Origin of the sequence: Clostridium sp., from assembly GCF_040797585.1 — a bacterium.
Classification (GTDB): domain Bacteria; phylum Bacillota; class Clostridia; order Clostridiales; family Clostridiaceae; genus Clostridium_Z.
Genome location: NZ_JBFNEO010000087.1, coordinates 1 through 11,145 on the forward strand (window position 1 = coordinate 1; position 11,145 = coordinate 11,145).

The following is an 11,145-nucleotide window of genomic DNA, read 5'->3' on the forward strand; positions in this document are numbered from 1 at the left end:
CTGCTATGGTTTTGTTTTCAAGATAACTAAATTTCTCTGGACAATCCCTAAAAATAACCTTATAAGCATAAAGATATTGATAATTTAGTCCAAATTTATTAAAGAAGAAACTATTAAGCTTAGCCTCACCGTATTTTTCATCTCCAACTATAGGATTTCCAAGGTGAGCTAAATGCGCTCTAAGTTGATGACTTCTTCCTGTAATTAATTCTATTTCTATGAATGAGAATAGTCCATTACTTTGTATAGTTTTTACTTCCATGGCAATTTCTTTACTATTAGCTTTTTCTGTATCAAAGACTTTTGAAACATTATTATTTTCATTCTTACTTATGTACCCAGTATAAATACCGTCCTTTATTCTTCCTCTAACTAAAGCTACGTAGTATTTTTGAACCCTTCTATCTCTTATCATTTCATTTAAGTTCTTTAAAGCCTCAAAGTTTTTACCAAACATAACTATTCCTGAAGTATTTCTATCTAATCTGTTACAAGGAGCTGGAGTAAATGTTATCTCCTTCTCTGGGGTATAATCTCCCTTTTCATGAAGATATGATAAAACATAATCTGTAAGGGTTACATCTCCCTGCTTTTTATCTGAATGCACAAGGACTCCCGGCCACTTTTCTACTAATAAAACATTTTCATCTTCATAAGTGACCTTAAAATTCGTATTGATATCCTTTAGTTTTTTAAGTTCTTCTGCTTTTTCTTTCTTTCTTTCTGAAGAATCAGTTTGTATATACTTTATAAAAACCTCATCACCTTCACAAAGTGAATATTTTTCATTTCCTTTTTTACCATTTACCTTTATGTCCCCTTTTCTTAGAGCTTTATATATAGCACTTAAAGGCACATCCTTTAATAATTTTCTTAGAAATTTATCTAACCTTTGAGCTGCTTCATTGGGTCCAATTACTATTCTCAAGTCAACCACTCCTACTTCTTGATTTTTTCGGGCGCTATATTTACATAAAGCGCCCATTTTATAAGCATAATATTATTTTAGTTACTTGTCAAATAGTCAAATGCAGCTGTACACTGTATTGCTATTCCTAAAGCAAGACTTTTTTCATCTATATCAAAATAGCATCCATGGGCTGGATTTACTATGCCCTTCTCCTTGTTTTGAACTCCTAAGAAATAAAAAGCGCTAGGTCTTTCATTAGAAAAATATGCAAAGCTCTCTACTCCCATACTTGGATGTTCTAAAATATTAATATTTTCTTTTCCTAAAACCTTCTCTGCTGAAATTTTTAAATGATTCATTACCTTATCATCATTATAAAGGCATGGGTAACTCTCCTCTATATCTATCTCTGAGTCTCCTCTCATAGCCTTGCATATTCCCTCTGTTATTTCCACAAGTCTTCTTTTAACAAGTTCTCTATGCTCATTTGTTAAAGTTCTCATAATTCCTTTAATCTCTACTTCAGAAGGAATTATATTCTGTGCTGTACCTCCATGTATAGCTCCAACGGTTACTACTCCAGGATATACTGGTGCTATCTCTCTTGAAACTATAGTTTGAAGAGCTGTAACCACATGACAGGCTATTACTATAGGATCTACGGTATCCTCTGGATGAGCTCCATGGCCTCCTTTTCCCTTTATCTTAATAGTAAATGGATTAGAAGCTGCATTAAATACTCCATACTTAATGCCAACCTTTCCTACTTCTATCTGCTCTGCCACATGTAGCCCTAGAATACAGTCCACATAAGGTTCCTCTAGAACTCCTTCTTTTATCATAAATCTTGCTCCCCCAACAGTTTCTTCTGCTGGCTCAAACAATAGTTTTACATTTCCTTTTATCTTATCTTTATGACTATTTAGTATCTTAGCCGCTCCAAGAAGTATGGAAGTATGAGCATCATGACCACAAGCATGCATTCTTCCCTCTATTTTAGACTTATAACTAGCATCCTTTTTATCTTCAAGAGGAAGTCCATCAATATCTCCTCTTAGAGCTATAGTTTTACCTTTTTCCTTACCTTCTATAATTGCACATACTCCAGTACCTGCAACTTCCCTGTAAGGTATTCCTTCTTTTTCTAAGAACTCTTTAATCTTACCACTAGTTCTAAACTCCTCAAATCCAATTTCCGGATGCTGATGAAAGTCTCTTCTTATTTCTATTATCTCTTTTTCTATCTTTAATGCTTCTCTATAAAAATCTATATTACTACTCATATTATTATCTCTCCTTTATATATCTCATTTAGGATACACTAAAGCTATTATAATTACTTACTTCTATATACTACATACAACCTATGTAATATATAATTAATCTATTCTATTATTATAATTAATGCACAATTTAATAAAACTGTCCCATTATAAAATTTTCATTATTTTATTAATAACCCTTTATCTATTGCACCCTGAATTATTTGATGGCAACACTTACCTAAGGGATTTTTCTTTTCACATTGTGAGTTATTCATTGCTCCAGTAATTTTTAAAACTTCTCTCATATTAGTAGCTCCATCTTTTACTACAGCATTTACTACTTCTGCTTCGGTAACTTTACTACAATAACAAACATATTTAGGATTTGAATCTTTTTTAAACCATATTGGTACTTTTAATTGCTGTTTATTAAATTTTATATTAGATTCTGTATTATAGTAAGTAATATCACATCCCTCACTCATACATAAGAAATAATAATCATCTCCAACTTGTTCAATTAATTCTTCAAGTACCATATGTTTTACTGTAATGTTTTTTACAATGTTACCCTGTTTTTCACATACAGGACATGAATTGTATTTTTCACTCCTACAAGAGGATTCCTTTTTATTCTCGGAGCAACATTTATCAAAACCTTCTATTCCCATTTTTACCCCCATAATCTATCTTTTAATTTATCATTATATTAAATATATATCTAATAGCTTCCTCATATTAAACTATCTTAATATATTGTAAAAATATTCTTATGTAAAGTTTTATTTCTATACACTATATTTCTTTATCTCCAATATATTCTTATAATATCTCCTTCTTTAAGAACATCATAGTAGCTAGATTTTTTCCCATTCTTCTCTAAAACTATATTCCCTTTAACCTCTGATAAATCAAAATCTATAAAGTTAAATATATCAACAAAGACATATTCTTCTTTGCCTTTTAATATAGTATTCTTTTCATTGACTATAACTCTTAATTCAATTCCATGTTTCTCTTCCTTAGAAACAATAGTCTCTGTATTTACTTTTTCAAAGGCATAATAAAGTAAATCCCCTTCATTTATTTCATAATTATCATCTAGTTCTTTTTTATCTTTTAATACTTCATATTTATTATCTAAATAATATTTCTTAAGATCTCCTATAGTCTTAGGATATATTATTTCTATTTCTTCCATAGGCAATATTTCTTTAAATAATGATACCCTCTCTCCATTTAAAAAGCTTAGTGGAGTGAGCTCTGTCTCTTCATCATTTAATATAAATCTAGTGGAATAGATATTATTTACATGATCTACTATCTTGCTAGCTCCATTTTCCCCATCTATGGCTGGTATAATATCTATTATATCCCCTTCTCTAACTTCATCTTCTAAAGATGCCTCTCTACCGTTTAATTTTATTTTAGCATTATCTCCTAAGGTACCAAATACTACTCTGTTTACTCCATTTATTTTAAATTTTAAATTCTTACCATTTCTACCAATAAGGACTTTAGGATTAACTCCTCCTTGAAGAAGCACATCCATAACCTTATTCTTATGGGAATTAAATAAGCTAACTACGGTGCCATCAAGGACTACATCAATAAAATCATTGCCTAAATTTTTCATAGATACCAAAGCTATTCCAAGTACTGTTACTCCGATACTACCTAAAGAATTATCTTCACTTTGGCAATCTGCTACCCCTTCACGTCCCTTAATGGCAATTCTTTCTATAGGAAGTCCTATTTCCTTACTAAGTGCCTCCTTAATTCCTAAGGTATGAGCACCTCCTCCTACTAAAAATAATGCATTAGGGGGCTTTTCCCCATTAAGTTCTAAAACTTTTACAGCTATCTCATGAGATATTTTATAAACTACAGGCTCTATAACTTTTAATATATTTTCTTTATTAACCTTATTCTCAAGGCCTAAGACATCTGTATATATTATTTCATCTTTAGTTAAACACTGTTTTTTCATATTCTCTGCCATATTAAAATCAACTAAATAATTTTGAGCTATAGCTTCTGTAATCTCATCTCCTGCCATAGGTACCATGCCATAGGCACTAATTGTGTTTGAACTTGATATAGCTATATCAGAAGTTCCTGCTCCTATATCTACAAGGGCTATATTGAGAAGTCTAAGACTTTTAGGTATTACAGCCTCCATAGCTGCTATAGGCTCTAATGTTATATTTATAACTGTTAAACCTACCTTATCCATAACTGCATATAAGGAATCAACTACAGACCTTGGAAGAAATGTAGCTATAACCTCAACAGAAGCTTCCTCCCCTTTATGAGATAAAAGATTAGACATTAAATATCCATTTAAATAATAATTTTTCACTGAATATCCAACACAATATAGCTTTCCTTTAGAAGATGAGAAAACTGACTCTTCGGCATTCTTTACAGCAGTAAGCTCTAAACTTCTTATACTATCCTTATCTATTTCATTGTCTTCATTAAGTTCAACGGAAGCTTTACTTACAGCAGTTCTTAGAAATCTTCCTGCTGCAGCTATTGATACATTACTTAAGGTTTTTCCTATATTTTTTTCTATATCATCCTTTACAAATTTAACTGATTTAGCCACTAAATCTATGTCATGGATTTGTCCATCTACCATAGATCTTTCCTCATGTTCTTTATAACATTCATAAACCACATGAAATTTATTATCTACTACTTTTCCTACTGTGCCTATAATTGATCTTGTTCCTATATCTAAGGCAAATATTAGTTCATTCACCATAATCAACCCTCTTAATTGTAAATTTAAAGGCTCATATTCTACCCTGAATATGAGCCTTTATTAAAATTATATAATACTATTTTTTAATATTCAATATTTTAGTCAACTAATATAAGTTCATCCTTACCTTCTGTTATATAAGGTAAGTGCTTAACTATATCATATATATAAGCCATATATCTATTCTTACTCTTTATCATCTCTTCTTTAGAAACTTTATTATAGTATAGCATATTGCACCAAAAATCAACAAAATGATCTTTAGTTAAAAATACTCTTTCATTATTTGAATTAACAACAAATCCACTACTAAATATATCTACTATTTCTAAGTCTATGTTATTCTCTTCATTTATCAACATATTTACGTCTTCCCACATTTTCTTAAATGCAACTGCTCCCATAAATATCTCTTCCTTTCAACATTTATCCCTTAATTATTATATAACACAATCTTTAAAAATAATATAACATATTTATTTATTTCTTTCAATTAATATATTCTTTTTCCTTTAATATATATATAATTGAAAACCTTATTTCACTCTATCTATTAGCTTATTGTTTATAAGTACATTAAAATTAAAACTTCGAACTATATCATTAAATTTTATTTTTATAATGTCATCTTTTAATTCTTCAACTGTTCCATTTCCATATATTTTATGAGTAACACAGATGCCCTCTTCATATCCGGAGTAGTCAATTTTATTTTCTATTTTGCACTCCTCTATAAAAGGAGAGGATTTTATAAAATCTCCCTTTATTCTTCTTGGTGAATAAAGATAAAGATTATCTATAGCCCTTGTAATACCTACATAAAATAGCCTTCTTTCTTCTTCTAAGGTTTCAAGTTCATCCTTAGATTTTCTATGGGGAATATATTCTTCACTACAATTGATTATGTGGACATTCTTAAACTCCATTCCTTTAACTCCATGAATGGTAGAAAATATAACCCTATCCTCATCCCCCCTAACCTTAGAGCTATTCTTCATCTCCTCTTCCACTTCCTCTACATGTACTAAAAACATTAATATGGAATTAAATTCTTCTAAGGAACTTTTAAATTCCTCTATAATTGCTTCTAATTCATCAAAGTCACTTTTAAATCTTAAAGAATATTCTTTTATATAATCTATGTATCCAAGATCGCTTAATATAAAATCCACCGCTCCCTTTAGATTCATTTTATTTAAATAATTTATGTCTTTTCTTAATCTATCCATATTTTTTAATTGAAAAGCCTTCATATCTTGGTATTTCTCTAGGGTATCAAACACATTTTCATCATAGGGATGGTTTCTCACCTTTTCTAAGGTACTTTTACTTATATATCTAAAAGGTTTATTTATTACTCTTAAAAAACTTTCCTTATCACTTGGATTTATAGATAGCTTCAAATAAGAAATAAGATCTTTGCATATAAAATGATTAAAAAAATTATACTCCTTATCTAACAATAGAAAAGGTATCTTTTTTCTTATAAAAGCATCTATTAGACTCCTACTTTCTAAATTTGTTCTATAAAGCACTGCATGATCACTGTATTTACCTTCATTAAGTTTTTTATATTCTTTTACCCTATCTCCTATATCATTGCACTGAAGATTTTCATCGAAGGGATTAAACTTTATAATATTTCCTTCATCCTCCTTGTTACCTTCTATGTTCTTTAAATTTCTTAAAGTATTATTAGTTATTAAATTCTTAGAAGTATTAACTATATTCCTTCTGCTTCTATAATTTATCTTTAAGTAAATCTTTTCTCCCTCTTGAAAATACCTATGAAAGTTTACCATACATTCCGGTTTAGAGCCTCTAAAAGAATAGATGCATTGGTCCTCATCACCTACTGCAAATACCTCTCCCTCTTTTCCAAGACTTTGAAGAAGATCTATTTGAAGTTCATCACAATCTTGAAACTCGTCAACTAAAATATGCTTAAATATATTTCTATATCCTTTTAAAATACTAGGATTATCATTTAATAACTTTTTAAGCTGTATTTGAAGATCATCAAAGTCTAAAAGTCCTTTAGAACTCTTATAACTTTCATAGTTTTCATAAGCCTTAATAAATACCTCTTTGTCTATAGTTCCCTTGAAATTTTCAATACTATTAAAACTACATTTATGAAGAGATATATTATTTATAACTTCCTTTATTTTATCTTCACATACAGAGTCTGTGAATTCCATTAAACTACTAGATATCAACTTATAAGTATCTTTAGATTCTATAATTTTTATTTCTTTGTAATATCTTAATAAGAGTTTATAACAAAGTCCATGAAAGGTTCCAAAGAAGGGTGATTGTCCCCATTTTTTTATCCTTTCATATCTCTCTTTCATATTAATAGCTGCTGCTTTAGTAAAAGTTATTACTAATATGTTTCTTGGATCTACCCCTAAATTATTTACTAAATATGAAACCCTATTTATTATAACTGTGGTTTTACCACTACCTGGGGCTGCAACCACTAGAGTATTTTTAAAATTACTCTCCACAGCAGCTCTTTGGTATTCGTCTAACCTCATAGTCTGACCTCTTTTCTAAATTTATACTGTAATTATTGACCATTAGTTGAATTAAAATTCAAACATATGCGTAACATATTTATAGACTGATTTAACATAATATCATTATATATTGTAATAATTCTTTTAAGGTATTACAATATATAATGATATTATTAAACCTTAAAGAGGAGATTTGATATGAATACTAGCTTTGATGTAAGAAATGAAAGAAATTTAACAATGCTTGTTGACTTTTATGAGCTTACTATGGGAAATGGTTATTTTAGTAGCAATGTAGCAAATAAGATAGCCTACTTTGATATGTTTTTTAGAAGAGTTCCAGATGGTGGTGGATACTGTATAATGGCAGGTGTGGAGCAACTAATTGAATATTTATCTAACTTAAAATTCACTAAGGATGATATTACTTATTTAAAAAATAAGAATGTATTCTCTGAGAACTTTCTTGATTATTTAGAAAATTTCGAGTTTTGTTGTGATGTTTGGGCTGTTCCTGAAGGAAATCCTGTCTTTCCAAATGAACCTTTAGTAGTTGTCCGTGGACCTATTATTCAAGCCCAGTTTGTTGAAACTATGATACTTCTTACTATAAATCACCAAACTCTTATAGCAACTAAAGCTAATAGAATTTGTAGAGCCGCTGAGGGTAGACCTGTTATGGAATTTGGTTCAAGACGTGCTCAAGGATATGATGGTGCTATATATGGAGCAAGAGCAGCGATTATTGGTGGATGTTCTTCAAGTGCCTGCACAATCGCTGAGGAAATGTTTGATGTTCCAACTTCTGGTACTATGGCTCATAGCTGGGTCCAACTGTTCCCTACAGAGTATGATGCCTTTAAAGCCTGGGCAGAGACCTATCCTGATAGTTGTACTCTCTTAGTTGATACATACAATGTAATAAGATCTGGTATACCTAATGCTATAAAAGTATTTGATGAGATATTAAAACCTAGAGGACTTAGACCTAAAGCTATAAGAATAGACAGTGGTGACATAACCTACTTAACCAAAAAATGTAGGGCTCTATTAGATAATGCTGGTTATAAGGATTGTAAAATAATTGTTTCTAACTCTTTAGATGAGCATATCATATCTGATGTATTGTCTCAAGGTGCTAAAATAGATTCTTTTGGAGTTGGGGAGAGATTAATTACCGCAAAATCTGAACCTGTCTTTGGTGGAGTATATAAGCTTAGTGCTATTGAAGAGGATGAGCTTATATTACCTAAGATAAAAATAAGTGAAAATGAAGAGAAGATAACAAATCCAGGATTTAAAAAGATTTTTAGAATTTTTGATAAGGATACTCATATGGCTATTGCAGATCTTTTAGCAATGCACTATGAAACTATAGATGAGAGTAAACCTCTTGAAATTTTTAACCCTATATTTACATGGAAAAGAAAAAAAATCACTAACTACTATGTAAAAGATCTTCTTGTTCCAATATTTAAACAAGGTAAACCTGTTTACTCTAGTCCTCCAGTTATGGAAATACAAAACTTTGCCAAAAACGAAAGTGAAAAACTATGGCAAGAAGTTTTAAGATTTGAGAATCCACATACTTATTATGTTGATTTATCCAATGATCTTTGGAATTTAAAACAAAATCTTCTTCATAAGTTTTCAGATAGCTATAAAGAAAGTTAAATATATTATAAAGGCTTGTAGATAAATTTATTATCTACAAGCCTTTAATCTTTAGTAATTATCTTTCTTATCTTTAAGTCTACCACGTTATCCCATGATAATTATCGTAATCTATATCTAACTCTAAGCTATCTTTAAATTTTAAGGATTCTTCACTAATAAAAACCTTAAATGGACACTCTTCATTATCTTTACGGAAGGGACAACTATTAAAACAAGTTATACTTTCTTTTGAAGTTGATAAAAATGGACACTGACTAATTTTTATAACCCCCTTATTTTTAATAATAGACCATAAACACATTATAGTAAAATTCCTCATGTTTTTAAAGATGAATTTGTAAATATTTTCAGTCTTTTCTAATAACTTTTTTTATTTTTGTTTTTATTTTTGTTATTATTTTTTTGTTTATACTCATAATTATGTTATAATACATTTTTGTAAGAACTAAAGATTATTTATAATTATAAGGAGGAAAGTATGAAAAACTCTAAGTTTTTAAAAATTCTGGTTTTAAATAGTTTAATAGCAGCGCTTTACGCTGTTCTTACTATATTTGTTCCCTTTAGCTATGGAGCTGTACAGTTTAGAATTTCTGAAATTTTAACATTATTAGCTTTTATAAATAGAAAGTACATACCAGGACTTATTTTAGGATGCTTTATTGGAAATTTAGGAAGTGCTTTAGGACCATTAGATATAATTCTAGGAACTTTAGCTACTGCTATTGCTGTAACTCTTATGAGTTTTACTAAAAATCTATTTGTTTCTACTTTATGGCCTGTTATTGTAAATGCATTAATAATAGGAGGAGAACTATATTATGTTTTAAATCTTCCTTTTATAGCTTCTGCATTTTCTGTGGCTTTTGGGGAATTCGTAGTAGTATCTATAGCCGGTTATTTCATCTTTAAGTCTCTCTTAAAAAATGAGAAACTTATGGATATATTGAAACTCTAAGGTAAATTAAAGAGTTGTGGCACTAAGGAATTTACATACGATATATTAATTTGCAAATTTAAAATTAGCACAATATATTGTAGTATTTATTCTTAATGCCACAGCCCTTTTAGTATAATAATATATTCTATCTCTTTTTCTTGTTATGATTTCTATAAACTGTTATGTCCATAATTTCATTTTGGAAAGCTTTCAATAAGGCCTTTTCAAGGACCTTTTCTTCATCAAAATTTTCTATATCCTTGCACACTGCAAAAACCTTATTTAATTCTCCAAAAGCATTTCTATAAGTCAATGTCACATTAGGCTTCTCATATTCCACATCTATTATTTTAAGTCCCCAAGATATTTTTGCATAATCCCCATTAACCTTTAACTCACTCATATCTTTTAACTTATTTTTTTCATCGTCTATATTCTCTATAATTATCAATTCATCTCCAACTTTATATTTGCTCATTAATACCCCTCCTATTTGTTAATATATTCACAATATTTAATTATAGTCTAACATATTTCTGAAAATTAGTAAATGATGAATTTTTCTTTCAATTCTATTATTAACCTAAAGTAAATACAAAGTTCATATTTTAAACTCTAAATATATTATTAAAATAAGATCCTCTTATGATATAATTTTCTATAGACTATTTCTATTTACTTAAAAGGAGATTAAAATGTTTGGCTATGTTAAACCCTTTAAACCTGAACTTAAAATAAAAGACTATGAACTTTTTAAATCTTACTATTGTGGTCTATGCCATAGTATTAAGAAACTTTATGGCAATCTACCTAGAATGTCTTTAAATTATGATATGACTTTTCTGGCTATATTATTAGAGGGACTTGAGGAAAATAAGGAAGATCTCACCTCTTTTAAATGTGCTATACATCCATTGAAAAATAGGGTTAAAATAATCAACTCTTATAATTTAGATTATGCTGCTCATATTAATGTTTCATTAGCATATTACAAATATATGGATGATAAAGAAGATGATAACTCCCTAAAGGGATCCTTAGGATCTTTTTTATTTAAATCC

General features: G+C 29.3%; 11 protein-coding genes. 3 read left to right on the forward strand and 8 right to left on the reverse strand.

The window, feature by feature from the left end; genetic code table 11:
• The 6 genes from AB2369_RS07330 to AB2369_RS07355 all read right to left on the reverse strand — a co-directional run.
• Positions 1–928: pseudouridine synthase (locus tag AB2369_RS07330; RefSeq protein ID WP_367665827.1), on the reverse strand; the 928-nt coding region annotated here is incomplete at its 3' end.
• 77 nt (positions 929–1,005) lie between these two features.
• Positions 1,006–2,193 (reverse strand): M20 family metallopeptidase, encoded by a 1,188-nt coding sequence (locus tag AB2369_RS07335; protein ID WP_367665828.1) that lies wholly within the window; start codon positions 2,191–2,193, stop codon positions 1,006–1,008.
• Between the two features lie 161 nt (positions 2,194–2,354).
• Complete coding sequence (locus AB2369_RS07340; RefSeq protein ID WP_367665829.1) at positions 2,355–2,846, reverse strand: Csac_0668 family 2Fe-2S cluster-binding (seleno)protein; 492 nt, start codon at positions 2,844–2,846, stop codon at positions 2,355–2,357.
• A 134-nt stretch (positions 2,847–2,980) separates the two neighbouring features.
• Positions 2,981–4,945, reverse strand: coding sequence for a cell division protein FtsA (locus AB2369_RS07345; RefSeq protein WP_367665830.1), 1,965 nt, complete (start codon positions 4,943–4,945; stop codon positions 2,981–2,983).
• Positions 4,946–5,043: 98 nt separating this feature from the next.
• Complete coding sequence (locus AB2369_RS07350; protein ID WP_367665831.1) at positions 5,044–5,349, reverse strand: hypothetical protein; 306 nt, start codon at positions 5,347–5,349, stop codon at positions 5,044–5,046.
• A 132-nt stretch (positions 5,350–5,481) separates the two neighbouring features.
• Positions 5,482–7,485: an ATP-dependent helicase gene (locus AB2369_RS07355; RefSeq protein WP_367665832.1), complete on the reverse strand. Its 2,004-nt coding sequence runs from the start codon at positions 7,483–7,485 to the stop codon at positions 5,482–5,484.
• 180 nt (positions 7,486–7,665) lie between these two features.
• Here AB2369_RS07355 and AB2369_RS07360 point away from each other — a divergent pair, with 180 nt between their 5' ends.
• A complete protein-coding gene (locus tag AB2369_RS07360; protein ID WP_367665833.1) occupies positions 7,666–9,141 on the forward strand; it encodes a nicotinate phosphoribosyltransferase in 1,476 nt (491 codons plus the stop codon).
• Between the two features lie 79 nt (positions 9,142–9,220).
• Here the strand turns inward: AB2369_RS07360 and AB2369_RS07365 are convergent, their stop codons facing one another.
• Positions 9,221–9,463 carry a hypothetical protein gene (locus tag AB2369_RS07365; protein ID WP_367665834.1) on the reverse strand — a complete coding sequence of 81 codons (243 nt, stop codon included), beginning with the start codon at positions 9,461–9,463 and terminating at the stop codon, positions 9,221–9,223.
• A gap of 159 nt (positions 9,464–9,622) precedes the next feature.
• Here AB2369_RS07365 and AB2369_RS07370 point away from each other — a divergent pair, with 159 nt between their 5' ends.
• Positions 9,623–10,102: a QueT transporter family protein gene (locus AB2369_RS07370; protein ID WP_367665835.1), complete on the forward strand. Its 480-nt coding sequence runs from the start codon at positions 9,623–9,625 to the stop codon at positions 10,100–10,102.
• 127 nt (positions 10,103–10,229) lie between these two features.
• Here AB2369_RS07370 and AB2369_RS07375 read toward each other — a convergent pair whose 3' ends face one another.
• Positions 10,230–10,562 (reverse strand): hypothetical protein, encoded by a 333-nt coding sequence (locus AB2369_RS07375; protein ID WP_367665836.1) that lies wholly within the window; start codon positions 10,560–10,562, stop codon positions 10,230–10,232.
• Positions 10,563–10,779: 217 nt separating this feature from the next.
• On the opposite strand from AB2369_RS07375, the gene AB2369_RS07380 reads away from it, so the two are divergent.
• On the forward strand, positions 10,780–11,145 hold a 366-nt coding region (locus tag AB2369_RS07380; RefSeq protein ID WP_367665837.1), incomplete at its 3' end, for a DUF5685 family protein.